Annotated in this window: 20 protein-coding genes; 10 read left to right on the forward strand and 10 right to left on the reverse strand. The window is 68.0% G+C overall.

Annotation, left to right across the window (positions count from 1 at the left end; translation table 11 throughout):
* Positions 1-57 precede the first annotated feature (57 nt).
* Positions 58-1188, reverse strand: a complete 1131-nt coding sequence (dnaN, locus tag ACIOMQ_RS07610) for a DNA polymerase III subunit beta (RefSeq protein WP_362192482.1) — start codon at positions 1186-1188, stop codon at positions 58-60.
* 1185 nt (positions 1189-2373) lie between these two features.
* Entirely contained in the window at positions 2374-4182 is a 1809-nt protein-coding gene (gene dnaA, locus ACIOMQ_RS07615; RefSeq protein WP_362192479.1) for a chromosomal replication initiator protein DnaA, read from the reverse strand.
* Positions 4183-4563: 381 nt separating this feature from the next.
* Between dnaA and rpmH the strand changes: the two genes are divergently transcribed.
* The 9 genes from rpmH to ACIOMQ_RS07660 all read left to right on the forward strand — a co-directional run bounded on the left by rpmH (position 4564) and on the right by ACIOMQ_RS07660 (position 11449).
* A complete protein-coding gene (gene rpmH, locus ACIOMQ_RS07620) occupies positions 4564-4701 on the forward strand; it encodes a 50S ribosomal protein L34 (RefSeq protein ID WP_030930485.1) in 138 nt (45 codons plus the stop codon).
* Positions 4702-4719: 18 nt separating this feature from the next.
* A complete protein-coding gene (rnpA, locus tag ACIOMQ_RS07625; RefSeq protein WP_093895046.1) occupies positions 4720-5091 on the forward strand; it encodes a ribonuclease P protein component in 372 nt (123 codons plus the stop codon).
* Positions 5088-5447: a membrane protein insertion efficiency factor YidD gene (gene yidD, locus ACIOMQ_RS07630; RefSeq protein WP_362192476.1), complete on the forward strand. Its 360-nt coding sequence runs from the start codon at positions 5088-5090 to the stop codon at positions 5445-5447. The genes rnpA and yidD overlap by 4 nt, the downstream gene beginning before the upstream one ends.
* 3 nt (positions 5448-5450) lie before the next feature.
* The gene (gene yidC, locus ACIOMQ_RS07635) at positions 5451-6716 is read left to right on the forward strand and encodes a membrane protein insertase YidC (RefSeq protein WP_362192473.1); all 1266 of its coding nucleotides are present in this window, start codon (positions 5451-5453) and stop codon (positions 6714-6716) included.
* Between the two features lie 14 nt (positions 6717-6730).
* Positions 6731-7240, forward strand: coding sequence for a R3H domain-containing nucleic acid-binding protein (locus tag ACIOMQ_RS07640; protein WP_351783406.1), 510 nt, complete (start codon positions 6731-6733; stop codon positions 7238-7240).
* A gap of 101 nt (positions 7241-7341) precedes the next feature.
* Positions 7342-8058, forward strand: a complete 717-nt coding sequence (gene rsmG / locus ACIOMQ_RS07645; RefSeq protein ID WP_362192468.1) for a 16S rRNA (guanine(527)-N(7))-methyltransferase RsmG — start codon at positions 7342-7344, stop codon at positions 8056-8058.
* Positions 8059-8349: 291 nt separating this feature from the next.
* Positions 8350-9426, forward strand: a complete 1077-nt coding sequence (locus tag ACIOMQ_RS07650; protein WP_401755197.1) for a ParA family protein — start codon at positions 8350-8352, stop codon at positions 9424-9426.
* Positions 9423-10523, forward strand: a complete 1101-nt coding sequence (locus ACIOMQ_RS07655) for a ParB/RepB/Spo0J family partition protein (RefSeq protein ID WP_362192465.1) — start codon at positions 9423-9425, stop codon at positions 10521-10523. The genes ACIOMQ_RS07650 and ACIOMQ_RS07655 overlap by 4 nt, the downstream gene beginning before the upstream one ends.
* 308 nt (positions 10524-10831) lie before the next feature.
* Positions 10832-11449, forward strand: a complete 618-nt coding sequence (locus tag ACIOMQ_RS07660; protein WP_362192462.1) for a GNAT family N-acetyltransferase — start codon at positions 10832-10834, stop codon at positions 11447-11449.
* Positions 11450-11531: 82 nt separating this feature from the next.
* On the opposite strand, the gene trxA is transcribed toward ACIOMQ_RS07660, so the two are convergent.
* The 7 genes from trxA to ACIOMQ_RS07695 all read right to left on the reverse strand — a co-directional run bounded on the left by trxA (position 11532) and on the right by ACIOMQ_RS07695 (position 21157).
* The gene (gene trxA, locus ACIOMQ_RS07665; protein WP_362192459.1) at positions 11532-11864 is read right to left on the reverse strand and encodes a thioredoxin; all 333 of its coding nucleotides are present in this window, start codon (positions 11862-11864) and stop codon (positions 11532-11534) included.
* Between the two features lie 38 nt (positions 11865-11902).
* Entirely contained in the window at positions 11903-12865 is a 963-nt protein-coding gene (trxB, locus tag ACIOMQ_RS07670) for a thioredoxin-disulfide reductase (RefSeq protein WP_362192456.1), read from the reverse strand.
* Between the two features lie 133 nt (positions 12866-12998).
* Complete coding sequence (locus ACIOMQ_RS07675) at positions 12999-13952, reverse strand: hypothetical protein (protein WP_401985918.1); 954 nt, start codon at positions 13950-13952, stop codon at positions 12999-13001.
* Positions 13949-14653, reverse strand: a complete 705-nt coding sequence (gene sigM, locus ACIOMQ_RS07680) for an RNA polymerase sigma factor SigM (RefSeq protein WP_401985916.1) — start codon at positions 14651-14653, stop codon at positions 13949-13951. Before sigM ends, ACIOMQ_RS07675 begins: the two co-directional genes overlap by 4 nt.
* Before the next feature lie 152 nt (positions 14654-14805).
* Positions 14806-16524 carry a protein kinase family protein gene (locus ACIOMQ_RS07685; RefSeq protein ID WP_362192447.1) on the reverse strand — a complete coding sequence of 573 codons (1719 nt, stop codon included), beginning with the start codon at positions 16522-16524 and terminating at the stop codon, positions 14806-14808.
* Positions 16525-16650: 126 nt separating this feature from the next.
* Entirely contained in the window at positions 16651-18810 is a 2160-nt protein-coding gene (murJ, locus tag ACIOMQ_RS07690) for a murein biosynthesis integral membrane protein MurJ (protein ID WP_402188204.1), read from the reverse strand.
* 49 nt (positions 18811-18859) lie between these two features.
* A complete protein-coding gene (locus ACIOMQ_RS07695; RefSeq protein WP_402188206.1) occupies positions 18860-21157 on the reverse strand; it encodes a DUF6049 family protein in 2298 nt (765 codons plus the stop codon).
* Positions 21158-21340: 183 nt separating this feature from the next.
* Between ACIOMQ_RS07695 and ACIOMQ_RS07700 the strand changes: the two genes are divergently transcribed.
* A complete protein-coding gene (locus ACIOMQ_RS07700; protein ID WP_402188208.1) occupies positions 21341-22783 on the forward strand; it encodes a CCA tRNA nucleotidyltransferase in 1443 nt (480 codons plus the stop codon).
* 124 nt (positions 22784-22907) lie between these two features.
* Here the strand turns inward: ACIOMQ_RS07700 and ACIOMQ_RS07705 are convergent, their stop codons facing one another.
* Positions 22908-24176 carry an MFS transporter gene (locus ACIOMQ_RS07705; RefSeq protein WP_362210811.1) on the reverse strand — a complete coding sequence of 423 codons (1269 nt, stop codon included), beginning with the start codon at positions 24174-24176 and terminating at the stop codon, positions 22908-22910.
* Positions 24177-24259 lie beyond the last annotated feature (83 nt).

The raw sequence follows: 24259 nt of genomic DNA on the forward strand, positions 1-24259 counted from the left end.
CATGCTCGGCGCCGAGCGTGCCCGTCGGGAGCTGCCGACGCGGGACCAAAGGGCCGATCAGCCGGAGAGGCGGACCGGCATGATCAGGTACTTGTACGCCTCGTCCGCCTCGGCATCCACGGCCGGACGACCGCTGAGCAGCGCGGGCTTGGTGGACGTCGTGAAGGACAGCTGAGCGACCGGGGAGTCGATCGCGCTCAGGCCGTCCAGCAGGAAGGTCGGGTTGAAGGCGATCGAGATGTCGTCGCCCTCCAGCACCGCGTCGACCCGCTCCACAGCCTGTGCGTCGTCGCTGGAACCCGCCTCCAGGATCAGCACACCCTGCTCGAAGCTGAGCCGCACCGGAGTGTTCCGCTCGGCGACGAGGGCCACACGCTTGACGGCCTCGACGAACGGAGCGGTCTCGATGACGGCCACCGAGTTGAACTCGGTGGGGAACAGCGTGCGGTACTTCGGCAGATCGCCTTCGAGCAGTCGCGTGGTCGTACGCCGGCCCGCGCCCTCGAAACCGATCAGCCCCTCACCGGCACCCGATCCGGACAGCGCCAGCGTCACCGTGTCACCGCTGGTCAGGGCCTTGGCGGTGTCCAGCAGGGTCTTGGCGGGCACCAGGGCGACGGCCGAGGCATCCGGGTTCTCCGGCTTCCAGAGGAATTCGCGGACCGCGAAGCGGTAGCGGTCGGTGGAGGCCAGGGTGACGGTCTCGCCCTCGATCTCGATGCGGACACCGGTCAGGACCGGCAGCGTGTCGTCACGGCCCGCGGCGATGGCGACCTGGGCGGCGGCCGAGGCGAAGACCTCACCGGGGACCGTGCCGGTCGCGGTCGGCATCTCCGGCAGCGCCGGGTACTCCTCCACAGGAAGGGTGTGGAGTGTGAACCGCGAGGAGCCGCAGACCACGGTCGCCCGTACACCGTCTGTGGAAATCTCCACCGGACGGTTGGGGAGGGCGCGGCAGATGTCGGCGAGCAGACGGCCGGAGACCAGCACCGTGCCGTCCTCCTCGACCTCCGCGTCCACCGAGACCCGGGCCGAGACCTCGTAGTCGAAGCTGGAGAAGCTGAGGGCGCCGTCCTCAGCCTTCAGCAGAAGGCCCGCAAGAACGGGCGCCGGCGGACGGGCCGGGAGGCTACGGGCCACCCAGGCCACAGCCTCCGCGAGTACATCGCGCTCCACCCGGATCTTCACCGGAACCGCCTCCTGCTGTTGCTCGCTCGCCCTGCTGGCCTTCGTCGTCTGATCGGGTCTCCCACCGATGACAGGGGGAGGACGCCGGGGTCCAGTCTGACGTACGGCACCGACACTCGGTGCTGCTCGGGGTCAAGTCGCGACAAGAGGCTCGGAGCGCTCCGGCCCCGAGTTGTGCACAGGCCCCACTTCGAAGCGGATTCCGGGCTAACTCTAGGTGGCAGTAGTAGTAGGGCCTGTGGAAACCGTGGATAACGTCGTTCTCGCAGGTCAGGCCTCGTTTTTTGTCCACCGACCCTGTGGGCGGCACCGGTGGACAACCCGGCGCTTCTGTGGACACACGAAAGTTCTGCACACCCGATACACAGGACAGGGGGGTTTCTCCCCAGGGCTGTCCCCAGCTTTACCCAGGTTCCCCACAGCTCAACCGGCCCTCTCGGTGTGACGCCTTTCACTCGGCGCAGTGAAAGGCGGCGTCGCGTTGCCGAACAGTGGACAGAGGTGTGGAGAAGCATGAGGAAGCTGGGGACAACACGGCCCGGGCTGTGGGCCGCCGGTGGACAACATCATCGACCACCTGTGGACGAATATTTTGTCCACAGGCTGTGGATCACTGTTGACCACAAATCCCCAGGCCCTTGACCTGGCCTGATGGAGTATCGGCAGTCGCCCCTGTGGAAGCAATATGGACAACTTCCCGATCCCCAGGCTGTGGAGGGGAAAATCTCCCCAGATCTGTGGAGAACGGACGGCCGGCGGCAGGTATTCGAACACCGCGACCGCTCCGCAGTGCGGAGGCGGGCTTCGGAGCGACGTCAGAACGGGTCCCTGAGGGCCGCCGGAGCGGGCTCCGGGGGCGTCGGAGCGGTTCTCGGAGGGGTTGGCAGGGCTCCGGAGCGGCGCGGAGCCGGTTGCGGAGCGGGCTTCGGAGGGGCTTCGGAAGGGGCGCTGAGCGTGTGCAGGAGCGGGCTTCGGCCGTTTCGGACCGGAAGTCGGAGCGGGCTTCAGCGGCCCCGGACGGAAGTCGGAGCGGGCTTCAGCGGCCCCGGACGGAACTCGGAGCGGGCTTCGCGGCACCCAAGGGGCCTCGGAGAACGAAGAAGAGCGCCCGAGGTCCCCGGTGGAGGTTCCTCAGGCGCCCTTCCGGCGCGGTACAGAGCGTGGGCGCCCCCGCCGGGCGTCCCGTCAGCCGTTCTTGATGCGGTTGGTGAGCTCGGTGACCTGGTTGTAGATGGAGCGTCGCTCCGCCATCAGCGCGCGGATCTTCCGGTCCGCGTGCATCACCGTCGTATGGTCGCGGCCGCCGAACTGCGCCCCGATCTTGGGCAGTGAGAGATCGGTCAGCTCCCGGCAGAGGTACATGGCGATCTGGCGGGCCGTCACCAGGACGCGGCTGCGCGAGGTTCCGCAGAGATCGTCCACCGTCAGCCCGAAGTAGTCCGCGGTCGCCGCCATGATGGCCGTCGCCGTGATCTCGGGAGCCGAGTCCTCGCCTCCCGGGATCAGGTCCTTCAGCACATGCTCGGTCAGCCCGAGGTCCACCGGCTGGCGGTTGAGGCTGGCGAAGGCCGTGACCCGGATCAGCGCCCCTTCCAGCTCCCTGATGTTCCGGGAGATACGGGAGGCGATGAACTCCAGCACCTCCGGCGGTGCGTTGAGCTGCTCCTGGACCGCCTTCTTGCGGAGGATCGCGATCCGCGTCTCCAGCTCCGGCGGCTGTACATCGGTGGTCAGACCCCACTCGAAGCGGTTCCGCAGCCGGTCCTCCAGAGTCACCAGCTGCTTGGGCGGCCGGTCCGAGGACAGCACGATCTGCTTGTTGGCGTTGTGGAGCGTATTGAAGGTGTGGAAGAACTCCTCCTGCGTCGACTCCTTGCTCGCCAGGAACTGGATGTCGTCGACCAGCAGGATGTCCACGTCGCGGTAGCGCTTGCGGAAGGTGTCGCCCTTGCCGTCGCGGATCGAGTTGATGAACTCGTTGGTGAACTCCTCGGAGCTCACGTACCGCACCCGGGTGCCCGGGTAGAGGCTGCGCGCGTAGTGCCCGATGGCGTGCAGCAGGTGGGTCTTGCCGAGTCCGGACTCCCCGTAGATGAAGAGGGGGTTGTACGCCTTGGCGGGTGCTTCGGCGACCGCGACCGCCGCGGCGTGAGCGAAACGGTTGGAGGCACCGATGACGAAGGTGTCGAAGAGGTACTTCGGATTCAGCCGGGCCGCCGGCTCGCCGGGGCCGGGCGTGGGGGCGGGCTGTGCGCCCATCGGCCCGGAGGCGCCGCCGGGCCGCCCGGTGCCGGCACCACCGGGCCGGTGCTGGGCCTGCGAATCCTGCATGTCGTGGCGCTCGGGGCGCTGCTGCTCGTAACTCTGGCGCTCGGGCGGCTGCGGCCGGTAGTCGTGCTGCGGCTGCTGGGGACGCCCGCCGGCGTACGGCTCGCGCCACTGCTCCGCGGAGGTGTCGCGGTCCTGGAATCCGCCGAGCCGGGGCTGCTGCCAGGAGAGGTCCTCCTGGGTGCGCGGCCACGCACCGGGGTCGGGGCGCTGCTGCTGGTAGTCGGGGTAGGCGGGCCGGGCGGTCGGCATGCCGTCGTCCGAGGGCCGGTGCCCGTATCCGTCGTACGCGTCGTTGTGCTGGCGGTCGTCGTGCTGCGGTCCCTGATAGCGGTGCTGCTGGGGCTGCGGGGACTGGTGCATCGGGGGGGCGGGCGGGCTCGGAGGTTCGCCCGCGGAGTCGTCGACGGTGATCGCGATGCGGATCGGGCGGCCGCATTCGCGGCTCAGTGTCTCGCTGATGAGCGGCGCGAGCCGGCCTTCCAGTACGCGCTTGCCCCATTCATTGGGGACGGCGAGCAGCGCAGTGTCGGCGACCAGCGCGAGGGGCTGGCAGCGCTCGATCCACTGCTTGTCCTTCGGCTCGATGCCCTGCTGGCCCTCGCCGAGGAGCTGCTCCAGCACGCGTGGCCACACTGCGGCAAGATCGGCAGGTACGTCAGCCACAAGGCACGCTCTCTCGCTGGTCCCACGAATGTGTGGTTCTCGGGACGGGATGGTTCGGGATGGGTGAGGACCGGCAGGCAGGAAGAAAAAGAACCGGAGTTCAGCCACGGTAGTCAGGCCGACCCGCGTGGTTCAAGTTGTTGTCCACAGCCTGTGCACAGTGGGGGGTGCGGTAGAGCTGGTTTGACCGGATGGCGTAGCCGCGCGTACCGTGGCCAGGTCGAGTTGTCGATGGCTGCTGCCGCCTGCCTCCGATGGGCAAAGATCACGATCTGTGATTGTGAAGCGGTGCACTAGAGCGTTTACGCGAGTCTCTCGTGGGCGCACGGTGACAGCCAGGCGATGTCCCGCCAACACACGAGTCATTTCTGGAGCCCCCGAGTGAGCAAGCGCACCTTCCAGCCGAACAACCGTCGTCGCGCGAAGACCCACGGCTTCCGGCTGCGGATGCGCACCCGTGCCGGCCGCGCGATTCTCGCGTCCCGCCGTGGCAAGGGTCGCGCCAACCTGTCCGCCTGATCGCTTACAGGTCATGACGTGCTGCCTACCGAGAATCGGCTGAGGCGGCGCGAGGACTTCGCGACCGCAGTACGTCGAGGACGCCGGGCCGGCCGCCCGCTACTCGTCGTTCATCTACGCAGCGGTGCAACGGACCCGCACGTGACTGGGGAGAATGCTCCCCCGCCGCGTGCGGGTTTCGTTGTCAGCAAAGCCGTGGGTGGAGCGGTCGTCCGCACAGCGGTGAAGCGCAGGCTTCGCCATTTGGTCCGCGAACGGCTTGCCCTGCTGCCCCCCGGTAGCCTGGTTGTCGTACGAGCGTTGCCCGGAGCGGGCGACGCCGACCATGAACAGCTGGCCCGAGACCTGGACGCCGCTCTGCAGCGGCTGCTGGGAGGGGGCGCGCGATGAAGTACCCGCTGCTGGCTCTCATCAAGCTCTATCAGTGGACGATCAGCCCACTTCTCGGGCCTGTCTGCCGTTACTACCCGTCGTGTTCCCACTACGGATATACGGCGATCGACCGGCACGGAGCGATCAAGGGAACCGCGCTGACGGCTTGGCGCATCCTGCGGTGCAATCCGTGGTCACCCGGTGGCGTGGACCACGTTCCACCACGCAAACGTCCGCGTTGGCATGAACTCCTGCGTAATGCCATGCGCGGTGGCAAGGGCGGGGACTCCGCCGCTGATGCGCCTGTCCGGGGATCGGTTTCCGAAGCCCCGAGTCAGGCCGCAGAGACTTCGCCCAATGCTCAAGGAGCCTGATTAGTGGACACGATTGCCAGTCTGTTCAGCTTTATCACCTGGCCCGTCTCATGGGTCATCGTCCAGTTCCACACGTTGTACGGGGCGATCTTCGGAGACAACACGGGCTGGGCCTGGGGCCTGTCCATCGTGTCCCTGGTGGTGCTGATCCGGATCTGCCTGATCCCGCTTTTCGTCAAGCAGATCAAGTCGACCCGCAACATGCAGGTGCTCCAGCCGAAGATGAAGGCGATCCAGGAGCGCTACAAGAGCGACAAGCAGCGTCAGTCCGAAGAGATGATGAAGCTGTACAAGGAGACGGGTACCAACCCGCTTTCCTCGTGCCTTCCCATCCTGGCGCAGTCACCGTTCTTCTTCGCCCTGTATCACGTGCTGTCGGCCATTGCCTCGAACAAGAAGATCGGCGTCATCGACCAGTCGCTGCTCGACAGCGCCCGTCAGGCACACATCTTCGGTGCTCCGCTCGCCGCCAAGTTCATGAACAGCCCGGCTGAGGTCAGCGCTCTCGGCGCCTCTCTGACCGACGTCCGGGTCGTCACCGCGGTCATGATCGTGATGATGTCGGCGTCGCAGTTCTTCACCCAGCGCCAGCTGATGACGAAGAACGTCGACCTGACGGTCAAGACGCCGTACATGCAGCAGCAGAAGATGCTGATGTACATCTTCCCGGTGATCTTCGCCGTCATGGGCATCAACTTCCCCGTCGGTGTCCTTGTCTACTGGCTGACCACCAACGTCTGGACCATGGGTCAGCAGATGTACGTGATCAACCAGAACCCGACCCCGGGCAGCAAGGCGCAGGACCAGTACCTGGCACGTCTGCTGAAGAGCGTCACCGCTCACGGCGAGGTCCGCGGCAGGACCCGGCGCAATATGGTCAAGCGGATCGTGTCCAAGGGCCCGGACCGCAATGACATCGAGCGGAAGTTCATCACCGGGCTGGCCAAGCTGGGCCTCGCCGCCCAGGAGGACGGCACGGTGATCAAGGGCGAGGCCGCTGTCGCCGAGGCCGAGGGCGGGGCCGCGCAGCGGCGTCAGCAGCCCAAGCGCCAGACCAAGGCTCAGCGCCAGACCGGTGCCGTAAGCCAGGCGGGGGCCAGGGACGCCGATTCCACCGAGTCGGGTTCCAAGGCATCCCTGCACAAGCAGGACGCAACGCAGGACGAAAAGCTCAAGCCGGCGGGCAAGCCCGCGTCCGGCTCCTCACGCCAAGCCAAGTCCGGACAGCGCAAGGGCCCGCAGCGGCCCAAGCACCCGTCCAAGAAGTAAGAAGGAGTCCATCCGTGACGGAAGGCACCACCTCCACGGCCGCTGAGGGCAGCGACACCTTGACCCGCCTTGAGCAGGAGGGTGAGATCGCAGCGGACTACCTTGAGGGCCTGCTCGACATCGCCGACCTCGACGGTGACATCGACATGGATGTCGAGGCGGACCGGGCCGCGGTCTCGATCATCAGTGACTCGGCGCGTGATCTGCAGAAGCTCGTGGGCCGCGACGGTGAGGTGCTGGAGGCGCTCCAGGAGCTGACGCGGCTTGCTGTCCACCGGGAGACCGGTGACCGCAGCCGTCTGATGCTGGACATCGCGGGGTTCCGGGCCAAGAAGCGGGCCGAGCTGGCCGAGCTGGGTGCCAAGGCCGCGAACGAGGTCAAGAGCACCGGTGAGCCGGTGAAGCTGGACCCGATGACGCCGTTCGAACGCAAGGTTGTGCACGATGCGGTTGCGGCCGCTGGTCTGCGCAGCGAGTCAGAGGGCGAGGAGCCGCAGCGCTTCGTCGTCGTTCTCCCGGCCTGACCGGACCCTTGTTCTGTCGGCCCCGTCTGTTCGCAGGCGGGGCCGATCTTTGTCAGCCTGATAGTCAGCCACGCACAGTGCGGTATGGAAGGACGGTTCCCGTGACGGCGGAAGTAGAGCTTCCCCAGGCGCCCGAAGGGGCGCGGGCGGTTTTCGGCGAGTTCTTCCCGGAGGCTGTCCGGTACGCGGAACTGCTGGCGGATGCCGGTGTGAAGCGGGGGCTGATCGGTCCGCGTGAGGTGCCGCGGCTGTGGGAGCGGCATCTGCTGAACTGTGCGGTGCTCTCCGAGGTGGTGCCCGAGGGCGTCTCGGTCTGTGATGTGGGCTCCGGCGCGGGCCTTCCGGGTATTCCGCTGGCGCTGGTGCGTCCGGATCTCAAGATCACTTTGTTGGAGCCCCTGCTCCGGCGGACGAATTTCCTTCAGGAGGTCGTCGAACTGTTGGGGCTGGACCATGTGACGGTCGTGCGGGGCCGGGCCGAGGAGGTCCTGGGGACGCTTCAGCCGGTTCACGTCGTTACGGCTCGGGCTGTGGCTCCGCTCGACCGGCTGGCAGGCTGGGGCGTTCCGCTGTTGCGTCCGTATGGAGAGATGCTGGCGCTCAAGGGGGACACCGCCGAGGAGGAGATCGTCGGTGCGCGGGCGGCCTTGAGTAAGCTCGGTGTGGTGGAGACCGAGGTGCTGCACGTCGGAGAAGGCATTGTCGATCCGATGTCCACGGTGGTGCGTGTGGTGGTCGGAGAGAGTCCGGGCGGTGTGAGGTTCGCCGCAAAGAGGGCCAAGGCTGCGAGGACGAGTCGTACGAGGCGCCGTCGCTGACGCGTCCGACCACGCTGTGGAATCAGCCGTTGCCTGCGGTTGGTGCCGTTTGTCGGTGATGATTCCGGCAGCAGTCATACGTGCCCCATGCGGAGTGTCGTGCCCCCGTAGTTACGCTGCGGGGGCATCGTGTTTCACGTGAAACGTCGCTCTCTGCTGCATGGGATCATCAGCCGCGGTCGTGTGGCTGCCGCGCCGCGGCATCGCAGCCCCGTTAGGGCTACGGAGTTGTCCACAGAAGTGGATTCATCCACAGAAGAGCGGGCCTCGCTGGTTCACGACCCCGAAAGCATGGCAGGCTCTGTTCATTGCGAGCCTGAAGTCGAGGAGAGTGAATCCTTGCGGTCCGACGCCAACATCGCGGGACCGATGACCGATCCGGTCCCCGGTCCCCGAACCGAATCGGTGGGGGAGGGTGTTTCACGTGAAACACCGCCGCCGATGGATGACACACCCATCGGTCGTGCGGCCCAGCTGGCGGTCGAGGCCCTCGGCCGCGCCGGCGAGGGCCTGCCCCGTCCTGACCGGACGCGCGTCATGGTGGTGGCCAATCAGAAGGGTGGGGTGGGCAAGACGACCACGACGGTCAACCTTGCCGCCTCGCTCGCGCTTCACGGTGCACGTGTGCTGGTGGTCGACCTCGACCCGCAGGGGAACGCCTCTACGGCTCTGGGCATCGATCACCATGCCGAAGTCCCCTCCATCTATGACGTCCTGGTGGAGAGCAGGCCGCTCTCCGAGGTTGTCCAGCCTGTTCCGGATGTCGAAGGCCTCTTCTGTGCCCCCGCCACCATCGATCTCGCCGGTGCGGAGATCGAGCTGGTGTCGCTGGTGGCGCGGGAGAGCCGGCTGCAGCGGGCGATCCAGGCGTATGAGCAGCCGTTGGACTACATCCTGATCGACTGCCCGCCTTCGCTCGGCCTGCTGACGGTCAATGCTCTGGTCGCCGGTGCCGAGGTGCTGATCCCTATTCAGTGCGAGTACTACGCGCTGGAGGGGTTGGGGCAGCTGCTGCGCAATGTGGACCTGGTGCGGGGGCATCTCAACCCCGACCTCCACGTGTCGACGATTCTGCTCACCATGTACGACGGCAGGACCAGACTCGCTTCGCAGGTCGCGGAGGAGGTGCGCAGCCACTTCGGTAAGGAGGTGCTGCGGACGAACATTCCGCGGTCGGTGCGGATTTCGGAGGCACCGAGCTACGGGCAGACCGTGCTGACCTACGACCCGGGTTCGAGTGGGTCGCTGTCGTACCTCGAAGCGGCGCGTGAGATCGCGCTGAGAGGTGTTGGGGTGCAGTACGAGGCCCAGCATGCCCACACGGGCAGCGGGAACAGCCAGCAGAGCAATTCGGAGGGGATTCAGTGAGTGAGCGTCGAAGAGGGTTGGGGCGTGGGCTAGGTGCCCTGATCCCCGCCGCTCCGCAGGAGAAGCAGGTGCCGTCCCCGGGGGTGGGTTCGGCCTCTTCCGGGGCGGGTTCTGTGATGACGGCAGACCGTGGGGTGGCCGCTGCGAAGGTGGCCGGTCTCGCGTCCGCTCCGGTTGTGCCGGAGCCGAGTGCGCCGGTTTCGGAGCCGGAGGCGGCAGCAGCGTCGGTGGGAGCCACCGGGGCGTACTTCGCCGAGGTTCTTCTCGGCTCCATCACGCCCAATCCGCGTCAGCCCCGTGAGGTGTTCGACGAGGACGCGCTTGCCGAGTTGGTGACCTCCATCAACGAGGTCGGTCTTCTCCAGCCCGTGGTCGTGCGGAAGACGGGGCCGGAGCGCTACGAGCTCATCATGGGCGAGCGGCGCTGGAGGGCGTGCCGTGAGGCGGGTCTGGAGCGGATCCCGGCGATCGTCCGGGCCACGGACGACGAGAAGCTGCTTCTGGACGCACTCCTGGAGAACCTTCACCGGGCTCAGCTGAATCCGTTGGAGGAGGCGGCCGCGTACGACCAACTGCTCAAGGACTTCAAGTGCACGCATGACCAGTTGGCCGACCGGATCGGGCGTTCCCGTCCGCAGGTGTCCAACACCTTGCGTCTGCTGAGGCTTTCGCCTCCTGTGCAGCGCAGGGTCGCGGCCGGGGTGCTGTCGGCCGGTCATGCGCGGGCACTGTTGTCCGTGGACGACTCGGAGGAGCAGGACAGGCTGGCACACCGCATTGTGGCCGAAGGACTTTCGGTGCGTGCGGTCGAGGAGATCGTGACCCTCATGGGGTCCAGGCCCACGAGCCCTGGCAAGGCCAAGGGGCCGCGGGCCGGCGGGCGGGTGTCGCCGGCGTTGTCCGATCTTGCTTCCCGGCTCTCGGACCGTTTCGAGACCAGGGTGAAGGTCGACCTCGGACAGAAGAAGGGAAAGATCGTCGTCGAGTTCGCATCGATGGAGGATCTTGACCGCATTCTCGGCAGTCTGGCACCGGGCGAGGGGCGCGTGCTGGACCAGGCACCGTCTGAGGATCCTGCTGAGGGCGACGAGGGCTGACGTCTGCCGGATGAGCTGTAGGGCGGGCCGTGTTCCGGTGGATGCCGGAACACGGCCCGCCCTTTGCTCTCTCTCGGTGTCGGCTTTATCCCTGGGTGGATACGATGCGTTCTGGTATGGCGCATCCGTTGTGAGCCACCTCGGTGAGGGAGGGCTGTGCGGTCGGTGAGCCGCAGCCGACTGGCGACAGTGGGGCTGGGCTTGTGGGGGCTGCTGCCGGAGGGTTTGTCGGCGGTCTGCTCCTGGAACGGAGTGCACTTGACTGCCGCACGCGATGCGGCGGGCGAAGGAAGCGAGGAACAGCCTTCATGGGGCGCCGGCTCGTACCACTCACCCTGGACAACCTTTCCGATCTCCCGAAGCGCTGCCGCTCGTGTGTCTTCTGGGAGCTTGATCCGGTCAGCGGCGAGGCCGCGATCCAGGCAGGAACCCCCGGGCTGGAAAAAGAGGCATGGATCTCGGCCGTTCTGCTGGAGTGGGGTTCGTGCGGCCGCGTCGTCTACGTCGACGATGTACCGGTGGGCTTCGTTCTCTATGCACCACCGGCCTATGTACCGCGCTCGACGGCTTTTCCCACCAGTCCCGTCTCCCCCGATGCCGTGCAGTTGATGACTGCCTGGATCATGCCGGGGTACCAGGGGCAGGGGCTGGGCCGGGTCATGGTGCAGACCGTCGCCAAGGACCTGCTGCGTCGGGGATTCAAGGCGATCGAGGCTTTCGGCGATGCCCGGTGGAAGGAGCCCGCCTGCGTGCTTCCTGCGGATCACCTTCTCGCGGTGGGATTCAAGACCGTACGGCCGCATCCCGTCCATCCGCGGCTGAGACTGGAACTGCGGACGACGCTCTCCTGGAAGGAGGACGTCGAGCTGGCGCTGGACCGGTTGCTGGGTGCCGTCCAGAAGGAGCCGGCGTTGCGGCCCCTGTGACCCCAGGGCCCAGAGGCTATGCGAAACGGGTCCATCCCCCGAGGGGATGGACCCGTTTCACGTGAAACAACGGACCATGGTCCTACGCGCTGATGAAGCCTTCAAGATCCCGGAGGAGTGCGGCCTTCGGCTTGGCGCCCACGATGGTCTTGGCGACCTCGCCGTCCTTGTAGACGTTCAGGGTCGGGATGGACATGACGCCGTACTTGGCGGCCGTGGCCGGGTTCTCGTCGATGTTGAGCTTGACGACCTCGATCTCGTCGCCGTGCTCGGCGGCGATGGCCTCCAGGGAGGGCGCGATCTGGCGGCACGGACCGCACCAGGCGGCCCAGAAGTCCACCAGCACAGGCTTCTCGCTCTTCAGGACGACCTCGTCGAAGGAGTCGTCGGTCACGTTCTTCAGGTCGCCGGCCACGGCGGCCTCCTTAACTTCTTGGGGTGTGGGGGTGGGGATCAGACGGTGGCCGCGGCGGCCTTCTCGTCGTCGGCGAGCGCAGCGAGGAAGCGCTCGGCGTCGAGAGCGGCCGAGCAGCCCGTGCCGGCAGCTGTGATGGCCTGCCGGTAGGTGTGGTCGACGACATCGCCGGCGCCGAAGACACCGGTCAGGTTGGTGCGCGTCGAGGGAGCGTCGACCTTGAGGTAGCCCTCGTCGTCGAGTTCGAGCTGTCCCTTGAAGAGCTCGGTGCGCGGGTCGTGGCCCACCGCGATGAACAGGCCGGTCACCGCGAGCTCGGACGTCTCGCCGGTCTTGGTGTTCCGGAGGGTCAGCCCGGACAGCTTCTGCTCGCCGTGTACTCCGGCAACCTCGCTGTCCCAGGCGAACTTGATCTTCGGGTCGGCGAAGGCGCGGTCCTGCATGGCCTTGGAGGCGCGCAGCGAGTCACGGCGGTGGACGATGGTGACGGACTTGGCGAAGCGGGAGAGGAAGGTTGCCTCCTCCATCGCGGTGTCGCCGCCACCGACCACTGCGATGTCCTGGTCCTTGAAGAAGAAGCCGTCACAGGTCGCGCACCAGGAGACGCCGCGACCGGAGAGGGCGTCCTCGTTGGGCAGGCCGAGCTTGCGGTGCTGCGAGCCGGTCGTCACGATGACGGCCTTGGTGCGGTGCACCGTGCCGGCCGTGTCGGTGACCGTCTTGATGTCGCCGGTGAGATCCACGGAAACGACATCGTCGGGGACGAGCTCGGCGCCGAAGCGTTCGGCCTGGGCGCGCATGTTGTCCATGAGCTCGGGGCCCATGATCCCGTCCTGGAAGCCCGGGAAGTTCTCCACGTCGGTGGTGTTCATCAGCGCACCGCCGGCGGTGACGGCGCCCTCGAACACCAGCGGCTTCAGGGAGGCGCGTGCGGTGTAAAGGGCTGCGGTGTAGCCCGCGGGGCCGGAGCCGATGATGATCACATTACGGACGTCGCTCACGGGTTTCTTCCTCGTCTCTGCAGACTGCCTACTGTCCACGCCTACTGGGGTCGACTCAACGACTCTCACCCCACCCAACGGATCCTACGGGGGATGCATTCCCGACGTGCCGGGGCCGCGTCCGGCGCGATTTTCAGGGGCGCGCGTAGGCGCGGGTCAGCAGTAGCTTCCCCTTGGCGCCGGGCTTTTCCCGAACGCAGGCCGCGTCGACGACATACGCCTGGACGCGGGTCACGTCGGAGGGGTGCGGCAGGACGACGAGGAACGCATCCGCGCCCTCGTAGGTGCCTTCCTCCACGGCGAGGGCCGCGGCCTTCCGCCCAATGCCCTGCTCCACGCAGAGGGGAACGGACACGACGGGTGTGCGCAACGGCGTTCGAGGCGGCTCGGTCCCGGGAGGGTCGCTCTTGGGCGTCGACTGAATGCCGACGGACGGCGGTGCCTTCTTCTCGGTGACGGTGCCCTTGGGACTCGACGGCCCCGTGCCCGAGCCCAGAAGGAGCGTCTGGACCCGGCCTTCGAGTGTGGAGGCCGAGAAGGTTCCCGCGCCCTTCGCCGCGGAGCTGGAGCCCCGGTCCGCAGCCTTGAGGCCGGCATCCTCCTGGGACGGCTGGACGTTCTGCAGCATGAAGACGCCCACACCGACCACGGCTGCCCCGAGTGCGGTGCCGAGCACGGCTGAGCGGCGGCGCCGGGCCGGTCGGCGGCCGGGACCGGTGGTGGTGACCCGGGGACGTCCGGCAGGGCGGTCCGGGAGACCGAGCTCCGTTTCCGGCTTCTGCGCCGCAGAAGGTTCTGTTTCACGTGAAACATGCGCCGTGCCGACGGGCGCCGCGGTACTGAGAGCCTCGGCGGCGAGCGCGGCGTCGAGGCGGTCCGCGACATCGTCGGGCATGTGCTGGGGTGCGGGCACGGTGCCGAGCAGCTCGCGGATCTCCATGAGTGAGGCATGGACATCGCCGCAGAGTTCACAGCCGTCCACATGGCCGCGTACCTCGGCCGCACGTGACTGCGGGAGCAGCTCCTCCGTGAGATCGGAGATCTCCGAGACGTCCGGGTGCCGGTTCATGTCGGTCGTTGATGTCATGCGCGTCCACCTCCGCCCTTCACTGCAGCAGGATCGCTTGTACCGGCGTCCCTCGGCCCCGACGCGGGTGGGACGGATGCGCGAGGCGTCCGGTTCCTTCCCCCATCGGGTTCCTCGGCTCCTGTGCCCTCACTGCGGAGGTGAGTGAGCAGAGGGGCCAGCCGGGCTCTGCCCCGCGCGCAGCGACTCTTCACGGTGCCTGTCGGGACGTCGAGGATGCGAGCTGCTTCGGCCACGGGGTATCCCTGCATGTCCACGAGGACCAGGGCGGCACGCTGCTCGGCGGGGAGAGTAGCGAGTGCGGCCAGGAGCTCGCGGTGCAGGTCCCGGCGCTCCGCCGGGGCTTCCGCGGACTCGTGCGGTTCGAGGAGCTGGTCGAACCGTTCGGTGTCATCGACCGGCGAGGTCTTGCGGGTGGCTGCCTTGCGGACCCGGTCGAGGCAGGCATTGACGGTGATGCGGTGCAGCCAGGTGGTGACGGCGGACTGGCCGCGGAAGGTGTGGGCGGCCCGGAAGGCGGAGACCAGCGCGTCCTGGACGGCGTCGGCGGCTTCCTCGCGGTCGCCCAGGGTCCGCAGGGCCACGGCCCACAGCCGGTCGCGGTGGCGTTGTACGAGCTCGCCGAAGGCGTCGGGTTCACCGGCCACATGGCGAGCGAGGAGGTCTGAGTCGCTGAGTGGTTCCGACGGCTCGGCGGCCACCTCCTCCTCCCTCCCTCTCTGCGTCAAGGTGCGTCTGTCTATCACGATTCGAGTGAGCAGGGGCAGTGGGCGGCAGCCGTTCCTTAGGGGATCGTCCCGGTCGGCGGTCGGCATGCGAAAGGCCGGTGGGGGCTCCCCACCGGCCTTTCGCGTCAGCCGAGTACCGAGATCTCCGAGATTCCGCCGCGGTAGCCGTCGGACGTCCCGTCCGACGGCAACTCCGTGATGTGGATCAGCACGTAGCGGGTCCGTACGGGCTTGGCGAGGGACTCCTTCAGCTCGCCCCCCACCATTCCGAGCTTGGTGAGGCGGTGAGAGAAGTCCGAGAGCGACGACGGGGCGGAGGCGTTCGCGTCGGCCGCGAGCACTTCGGCCTTCTGCCCACTGCGAAACATCTCGACCTTGATGCCGTTGACGTCCTGAACGCTGCCCAGATCGACGATTATGCCGCTGCCGTCCCGGCGGTTCGGGATGTTGCCGAAGTTGGCGTAGCCCTGGTAGCGGTACGTGATCCAGGCGGTACTCGCATTGCCGTCGACGGCCTTCGGCGCGTCCTCCGGCTTCATCCCCGAACCGCTGGGCATGAACTCCGTCGCAGCGGCTATCCGCAGCGGCTTGAGAGGGGCCGGAGCCTTGTTGTCCTCGTTCTTCGGGGTCGTCTGCGTGGTGTCGTCGCTCCCCGAGTCGTTGCTGTGGTCGAGGAGCGTCTCGGCGAGCTGCCAGCTGCCGAGGCCCAGCGCGGCGATGAGCAGTGCGGACACCGCCCACTTGAGGACCTTGCCGGTGCGGCTCTGGAGCGGGGCCGGGGGCACGGCGATCACGGGCTGCGTGGTGACACCGGAGGCCGTGGGCGGGCGCCCGTAGGTGCCTTGCTGGTAGGTCGTGCGCTGGTACTCCGGGGGCGCCGTGAAGGTGGGCTCCGGAGGACGGATGCGGGGCATCGCGGCAACGGCCTTGGCCAGTTCGTCCGGGGTGGTGCACGGCTGCTCCTGCCGGGAGGCAGTGGCGCCGTCGTTGGCGAGTGCGCGCATGGCGATCTCGGACAGGCCGCGGTGGACACCGGCCCGCACCTGGTCGGGGGCGATCAGCCCCACTCCCTTGGGCAGCCCGGACAGGCCGTAGGCGTCGGCCTCGTACGGCCAGCGCTGGGTCAGCGCGGCGTAGAGCAGGGCGCCGATCGCCTCGGTGTCCGCGCGCTGCGGGCTGTCGGAGGTGATACCCCGCAGCGCGGCGTTCACCGCGAGGCCGCGGATCCGGTACTGCCCGGTCGAGCTTCGCAGCACCGCGCCCGGGGTCAGCCTCAGATGTGCGAGCCCCTCGCGGTGTGCGGCCGCCATGGCCTGGGAGACCTGGCTGACGAGCTGGTACGCGTCGTGTGCGTCCATCGGTCCTGCGGCCAGCAGCGAGGTGAGCTCGGTGGCGTCGGGGAGCCATTCATGGACGACGTAGACGAGGTCGTTCTCCTCCACCGCGTCGAGCACCTGCACGAAGCGCGGGTCGCCGAGCAGTGCGGAGGAGCGGGCCGCGGCCAGCACCGAGCGGGCTCGGGGGTGGTCTGCGGGAAGCAGATGGACGCCGACCGCGCGGCGCAGCTTCTCGTCGACCGCGCGCCAGCTGCTGAACCCGTCCAGACGGGTGACGCACTCTTCGAGCCGGTAGCGTCTGGCAAGTTTGTGTCCGCTGTGCAGATCGGGGCTCGGCAGGGCGGTCTCGGAGCTGATGTGCTCACCGTCCGTTTCCTGCTGCTCTGTGCCCGTTGTGTCCTGAGCTTCCGCCGTCCCGTCGGTCGTGGCCTCGTCCGCCTTGGCGGCCAGCGGTTCATCACCGCTGTTGTCGGCCACGTCGACGGCAGCCGTGCTACGTTCCGCCACCGTCGTTCCTGCCTCCCCATCCGTTGCGCGATGCCAGCCAGCTCTGCACAGTCATGCCAATTGTGCCCACACTCCGGCGCTATGCACGACACGCAAGGGGCGGTGATGGTTGTGCGGCTGTGTTCCTCAGCGCCCGAGCCGCCCTCGAACCATGCCGACCATGCCGTTGATCTCTTCGATTCGCATCCGCTTGGCAGCGAGGAAGAAGACTCCCAGCAGAACGGCCCCACCGCAGATCAGCGCGACGAGTGACCCGAAGGCACCTTCGCCGAGTCCCATGAGGACAGCGAAGCCGACGCCACCGCCGAGCGCCGCCGCCGGGATGGCGGCCAGGCACAGACGGGCATAGGTGCGCACGACGTGGGAGCCGTCCAGATCGCCGCCCAGCCGGTTGCGGAGCCGTCGCCAGGCGATGCCCACGCCGACGGCGTAGGCGAGCCCGTACGAGGCAGCCATGCCGACCACGGCCCACTGGGCCGGCAGGATCATGTAGCAGAGGATCGAGGCAGCCGCGTTGACCGCGGCGACGATGACCGTGTTGTAGAAGGGCGTGCGGGTGTCCTCGTAGGCGTAGAAGCCTCGCAGCACCACGTACTGCACGGAATACGGGATCAGGCCGAGACCGAAGGCCATGAGGATGAAGCCCATGGACCGGGCCGCTTCGGTGCCCGCGGAGGCGTACAGCAGGGTGCACATCGGCAGGCCGAGGGCGAGGAACATGAAGGCCACCGGCACGATCGCCACGGCCGAGTTCCGCAGCCCCTGAGAGATGTCGTCGCGTACGGCGCCCGGGTCGTCGTCGTGGGCGGCGCGGGAGATGCGGGGCAGCAGAGCGGCCATGACCGACACGGTGATGATCGCCTGCGGCATGCCCCAGATGAGCTGGGCGTTGGAGTACGCGAGGAAACCGGCGCCGTCCTTGCCGGACAGCTTGCCGGCCGACGTCGCGAGCTGGGTGACGACGAGCACGCCTGCCTGGTTGGCCAGCACGAACAGGACGGTCCACTTGGCCAGCTTGACCGTCTTGCCGAGCCCGTGCCCCTTCCAGTCGAAGCGCGGACGGAAGCGGAAACCCGCCTCCCGCAGATACGGGACCATGGCCAGGGCCTGGACGACCAGACCGAGCAGCGTGCCGATGCCCAGGAGCCGCACGCCCTCCGGCGGGATCGTCTGGACCCCCATCTGGGATTCGGCGGAGGTGCCGTAGACCCAGATGAACATGCCGAACGTGAAGATCATGACGATGTTGTTGAGGACCGGGGTCCACATCATCGCGCCGAACCTGCCGCGGGCGTTGAGGATCTGGCCCATCACGACGTGCACGCCCATGAAGAAGATGGTCGGCACGCAGTACCGGGCGAACGTCACCGCGACGCTGTTGGCCGCCGTGTCCCTGGCGATCGTCGGCGACATCATGTGGATCAGCCACGGCGCGGCGAAGACGGCGATCGTGACGATCACTCCGAGCGCGACCATCACGAGGGTCAGCAGCCGGTTGGCGTAGGCTTCGCCGCCGTCCTCGTCGTCCTTCATGGAACGGACGAGCTGGGGAACGAAGACCGAGTTCAGCCCGCCGCCGACGGTGAGGATGTAGATCATCGTCGGCAGGGTGTACGCGATGATGAAGCTGTCGCCGAGCAGTGCCGCACCGAGCGCGGCGGTCATCACAAGCGTGCGGACGAATCCGGTGAGCCGGGACACCAGCGTGCCGGCCGCCATCAGTGCGCTGGACTTCAGCACGCCGGAGGCGCGTCCACCGGACTTGGGCGGTGCGGGCGCCGGGGCGGGCTCGGGGGCGGCAGGGACGGGCGAGGAACCCGCCGGGCCCTCCTGGTCCCGGAACAGATGTGCGAAGGCGTCCGGCTGCTCACGGACGTCGGACGCCTGGCTGACGAGATCGTCGACCCCGACGAACTGGGTGGTCGCCGGGTTGTCGCCGTACGGCAGGTGCCGCGACGGCCCGTCGGGCTCGGGCGGTGGGGTCTGGGCCCAGACGCGCGGGTCGGGTGCGTACTGCGCCGCGGGCGGCTGCTGGTAGAGCGGCTGGGGCTGCTGGTAGGTGCCGGGGGGCGGCGGCGGGTGCGCGGCGCGGTCGTACAGCGCCTCGGTCACCGGGTCCTGGACGGACAGATCCTGAGCCCGGTAGGGGTCGTAGTCGTACGCGGACTGAAGGTACGGATCGGGCGTCGGCGGAAACTGGTCCGGTCCGGGAGGGACCGGGGAGCCACCGGAAGACCCGGCTCCGCCCGCACCCTGACCGCGGTCACCGTCGTACGGCGCGTTCATCGAAACCCCACCTCATCGTCCCCGGCCGACCGGCCACGACAGACATCGCTCAACGTTCCACTTTCTCACCCGGGCCCGACGGCGCCCCGCTTTCCGGACCGGTGTCCGGTGTCGGGTCACTCGGCTGCTCGGGATCGCTGCCGTCGCCCCCGTCCGTGCCGCCGGCGTTGGCCCGCTTGCGCTGGGTGTACATCCTGATGCCTGCGAGGACCAGGAGCAGCAGCCCGCCGGCGATCACCAGCAGCACGGTCGGTGTGAGCTCGGAGACCTTCACGGTGAAGGTCATCTCCCCGCCGTAGGGAGTGCCGTCCTCGGTGTAGAGCTGTGCGGTCATCTGGACCTGGCCGTTGACGTTGGCCGCGGCGTCGAACTTCACGGACTGGCTGTGGCCGCCGGCGATACGGATCGGCTGCTCCGCCACGGCTCCGCCGTCGTTCAGCTTGAGCCGGGTCGCGTTCTCCGACTTCAGCCGGAGGACCAGGTGGTCCACGCCCTGCAACAGCCTGTTCTGCACGGTCACGGGGATCGTGGCGCTGCGGCCGGACAGGGTGACGTCCGACTTCGAGATGAGCTGGACCTCGTTGATGAGGCCCTGCAGATAGGTGCGTACCGAGTCCCGGTACTGCTGGGCCTCCAGTGGCCTGCCACGCCACGACGTCGACATGGACCGGTTGACCGCATTGCCGAAGGGGGTCACCACCCGCTCGGGGTGGGTGAGGATGACCTGGAAGTTGTTGAGCGAGGCCTGGGTGGACTTGATGTCCTGGAAGGCCTGGGTGGGCAGCTCCTGGCTGCGGAGCTTCTTCGGGTACTGGGAGGACCCGGGGACGCTGGTCGTCGCGTCCGCGTCGGGCTTCGCCTCGGCCGCGTCCACGAGCCCGAGGGGCTGGGTCCAGCGTTCGTCGTCGAGGGCGTGCAGGGCGTGGGCCATCGACTGGGCCTGGGCGACCGTCGGCATGCGCTGCGGCGCGACGACGATGCTCCGTTCCTCGTCCGTGTCCTGATCGGCCAGTGCGAGGGTCAGTGCGAGGAACTTCTGTACGGCCAGGGTGGATTTCCCCGCCTTCGACATATCGCCCTGGAAGGCCGTGGAGAGCCGGGCGTCGGCCACCACGGCGGTGGTGCCGCCGCCGATGGGACGGGCCGAGGTCGGCGTGTACGGCAGCCTGTCGGTCTCCTGGAGGCTGTCGCTGCGGGCGATCACGTTGTGCGCGCCGGCCGAGGTGGCGACGTCGACGATCGACGGGTCGATCGCCCCGTCGACGGGCCAGGCGAAGTCGGTCGACGGCTTCACATGCAGGATGGTCTGCACCGTCGTCCCGGCCACATCCGTGGCGGTCTGGAGGTGGCTGAGGGTGCCCGACACGTTCTTGCCACGGTGGGCGAGGGACGCCAGATCGGGGTCGGCGAACGGCAGCGCGATGACCTTGCCGTCGGATACCGCGGCCTCCAGCGAGGTGAGCCACTGCTTGGCGACGGCCTGGTTCTTCCCGGCGACCGTGGTGTCGCCGGATTTCACGCGGTAGTTCCGTGCCATCGCGTCGATGCTGGCCAGCAGATCCGGGTCGATGACCCACGTCACGGGCAGCTGGCTGCCCAGCGAGACCAGCTGTTCGAGGCGGCCTCCCGGGGCGAGCTCGGCGGCCAGGTCGTCGTCCGCGAACACGGGTGTCTGCTGATCGTCGGAGCCGGTTTCGGCGGTGACGTGGGGTGATGCGATGAGTGGCCAGAGGTAGGTGACCTTCGTCCTGGAGTCGCGCTGCCCCTCCTGCCAGGGCAGGAAGGTGCGCTGGATCCCCAGCACCTGGTCGTAACGGGCGCGGGGGGTCTGCCCCGACAGTGAGACCCCGAGCTGGTAGACGCCGTCGTCGCCGAGCCCCAACTTGCCGACCGGGACGGACAGCGTGAAGTCCTGGCTGATTCCGGAAGGGAGCTTCGCGAGTTTGACCGTGTACTTGCCGCCGAGCGGGGCGGGGTCGCTGCCGGGGACGTACCCGGTGCGCTTGGCGGCGGTGTCGACCGCCGTCCTGCCGTAGAGCCTCGGGCCCACCCGCAGGTCGACCTCCGCCTGTGTGATCGTCTCCTTGCCCCGGTTGGTCACGGTGCCGGAGACGGTGAGTGTGTCCCCCTTGACCGGTGCGCTCGGGGAAACGGTGTTCAGGGACACGTCGACCGTGTCGGAGACGCCGCGGACCTTGGCCGTCCCGCCGGCCTGCGCGGCGGATGCGGTCGGCCCGGCCAGCAGCGTTGCGACGAGCGGTGCCCCGATGATCAGGGCGGCTGTGCGCCGCAGCCACCGGCGGGCAGGAGAGGGACCGATCCCCTGAATGTGTGCCGCCTCGGCCACGCGCCTACCCGTCCCTCGTCGTCGTCAGCTGGTGTCGATGGTTGTCGGTTGCTGCGTCCCCGCATGGTAACGATGTGCGCGGGCATCAAGTGCTGGGGAGTCCGCTACATGATCGGAAGAGTCTCGCAGGACGGGACGAAACCAGGACGACCGGGCCGGTCCGGGCACGTACCCTTTTCAGTTGTGTCGAACGCCAATGAAGACAGCTCCCGTGCCCTGACCCAGGTGCAGCACCGCGCAGTCAGCGAACTGCTGCGGGTGTCACCGGTCGCCGACGATCTCGCCCGCCGTTTCCAGGATGCCGGATTCAGTCTCGCTCTGGTCGGCGGCTCGGTCCGGGACGCGCTGCTCGGCAGGCTCGGGAACGACCTGGACTTCACGACCGACGCCCGCCCCGAGGCCGTACTGAAGATCGTCAGGCCGTGGGCCGACTCGGTGTGGGAGGTCGGGATCGCCTTCGGCACCGTGGGTGTCCAGAAGGACGGCTACCAGATCGAAGTCACCACATACCGGTCGGAGGCGTACGACAGGACCTCGCGCAAGCCCGAGGTGTCCTACGGCGAATCCGTCGAGGAAGACCTCGTCCGTCGTGACTTCACGGTCAACGCGATGGCCGTCGCGCTTCCTCAGAAAGACTTCGTCGACCCCCACGGCGGCCTTGAGGACCTGGCCCAGCGGGTGCTGCGCACCCCCGGCACACCTGAGGAATCCTTCTCCGACGATCCGCTGCGCATGCTGCGTGCCGCTCGCTTCGCCGCGCAGCTGGACTTCGACGTCGCTCCCGATGTGGTCGCGGCGATGACGGAAATGGCCGCGCGCATCGAGATCGTCTCCGCCGAGCGGGTCAGGGAGGAGCTCAACAAACTGCTGCTCTCCGCCAACCCCCGCAAGGGTCTGGCGCTGCTCGTCGACACGGGTCTGGCGCAGCAGGTGCTGCCGGAGCTCCCGGCCCTACGGCTGGAGAGTGACGAGCATCACCGTCACAAGGATGTCTACGAGCACTCGCTGACCGTCCTTGAGCAGGCGATCGGCATGGAGGAGGACGGCCCCGATCTGGTTCTGCGCCTTGCCGCTCTCCTCCATGACATCGGCAAGCCGAGGACGCGGCGCTTCGAGAAGGACGGGCGCGTCTCGTTCCATCACCACGAGGTGGTGGGCGCCAAGATGACCAAGAAGCGGATGACCGCGCTCAAGTACTCCAACGACATGGTCAAGGACGTCTCGAAGCTCGTGGAGCTTCATCTGCGCTTCCATGGCTACGGCGACGGTGAGTGGACCGACTCCGCAGTGCGCCGGTACGTGCGTGATGCGGGCCCGCTGCTGGAGCGACTGCACAAGCTGACCCGCTCGGACTGCACCACGCGGAACAAGCGCAAGGCCGCCGCCCTCTCGCGGACCTATGACGGGCTCGAGGAGCGCATTGCGCAGCTGCAGGAGCAGGAGGAGCTGGATGCCATCCGGCCCGACTTGGACGGCAACGAGATCATGAAGACCCTGGGTGTCGGCCCGGGGCCGGTGATCGGCAAGGCTTACGCGTTCCTTCTGGAGCTGCGGCTGGAGCATGGGCCGATGGGGCATGACGTGGCGGTCGAGAAGCTCAAGAAGTGGTGGGCCGCGCAGAACTGAGACCGCTGGAGGCTCGATCGGCGCGCACCGGGAACGGGGGCGGTCATGTTTCACGTGAAACATGACCGCCCCCGCTGCGGCGAGGGGTGCTGTTTCACGTGAAACAGCACCCCTCGCGCACAGGTCAGAGCGCCCTCTCGGCACGGCCCCACCGGAACAGCGGTGCGGCGACGGCCGCATAGAGCACCGCCACCCCGATCACCACCACGAACGACCGACCATCAGGAGGCAGCATCAGGGCGGAGACCGCGGCAGCGCCCACGAACGCGACGTTGAACAGCACGTCGTAGAGGGAGAAGACCCGGCCGCGGAAGGCGTCGTCCACCGAGGTCTGCACCACTGTGTCGGTCGCGATCTTCGCCCCCTGAGTGACGAGCCCGAGGATGAACGCCGCGACGAGTATCGGCACGGGGACGAACCACAGCCCCAGCGCGGGTTCGAGGACAGCGGCCGCCGCCGCGCACACGGCCATCCAGCGGAACCGCCCGAGCCGTCCCACCGCCCACGGTGTCATCACGGCCGCCGCGAAGAATCCCGCACCGGATATGCCCACAGCCAGCCCGAGGAGGGCCAGGCCCTCGGATTCGCTGTCGGACCAGGCGTACCGGCACAGCATCAGCACCATCACGGTCAGCGCCCCGTAGCAGAAGCGGATCACGGTCATGGCGGCCAGCGCGCGGGTGGCCTGCTTCCGCTCCGCCAGATGGCGCAGCCCGTCGGCGAGTCCGCGCGCCGTGATGGCCAGAGCCTTCCGCAGCCGGATGCGGCGTCCGTCCCGGTCCGGTCCGAGGAGCCCTGTGGCGAGGCCCAGGGAGGCCAGTGCCGAAGCGAGGTAGAGCGCCGCGCCCAGCAGCACCACCGCCGCGTCGGAGTCGGCGAGCACCAGCCGTACGACGAAGGCGAGGCCGCCGCCGGCCGTGGCGGCGAGTGTGCCCGCGGTCGGTGAGAGCGAGTTGGCCAGCACCAGCCGGTCCTTGTCGACGACACGCGGCAGGGCGGCCGAGAGCCCGGCCAGCACGAAGCGGTTGACCGCGGTGACGCACAGCGCCGAGACGTAGAAGAGCCAATCGGGTGCGGAACCCAGGATCAGGAATGCGGTGCAGCAGGCGAGTGCGGCGCGCAGCAGATTGCCGTACAGAAAGACCTGACGGCGTGGCCAGCGGTCCAGCAGGACGCCGGCGAAGGGGCCGATGAGTGAGTACGGCAGCAGGAGCACGGCCATGGCGGAGGCGATGGCCCCTGCCGATGCCTGTTTCTCCGGGGAGAAGACGACGTGTGCCGCCAGCGCGACCTGGTAGACGCCGTCGGCGGACTGGGAGAGAAGCCGCACGGCGAGCAGACGACGGAAGTTCCGAAGGCGCAGCAGTACGCGCAGATCACCGACGACGGACATGTGATCAAGAGTCACATACGTCGAGGGTCCCCGGGTGGATGACCCGGGGACCCTCAACGGTGCGGAAGGGACGGAGCGTTGTC

The organism is Streptomyces sp. NPDC087845 (assembly GCF_044742755.1).
Classification (GTDB): Bacteria; Actinomycetota; Actinomycetes; order Streptomycetales; family Streptomycetaceae; genus Streptomyces.

Bases quoted from the DNA above. Each gene is read 5' to 3' on its own strand.
- yidD (WP_362192476.1), top strand. From the start codon at position 5,088: ATGAAGTACCCGCTGCTGGCTCTCATCAAGCTCTATCAGTGGACGATC.
- ACIOMQ_RS07650 (WP_401755197.1), top strand. From the start codon at position 8,350: ATGGCAGGCTCTGTTCATTGCGAGCCTGAAGTCGAGGAGAGTGAATCC.
- ACIOMQ_RS07660 (WP_362192462.1), top strand. From the start codon at position 10,832: ATGGGGCGCCGGCTCGTACCACTCACCCTGGACAACCTTTCCGATCTC.
- ACIOMQ_RS07675 (WP_401985918.1), bottom strand. From the start codon at position 13,952: ATGACATCAACGACCGACATGAACCGGCACCCGGACGTCTCGGAGATC.
- murJ (WP_402188204.1), bottom strand. From the start codon at position 18,810: ATGAACGCGCCGTACGACGGTGACCGCGGTCAGGGTGCGGGCGGAGCC.
- ACIOMQ_RS07705 (WP_362210811.1), bottom strand. From the start codon at position 24,176: ATGTCCGTCGTCGGTGATCTGCGCGTACTGCTGCGCCTTCGGAACTTC.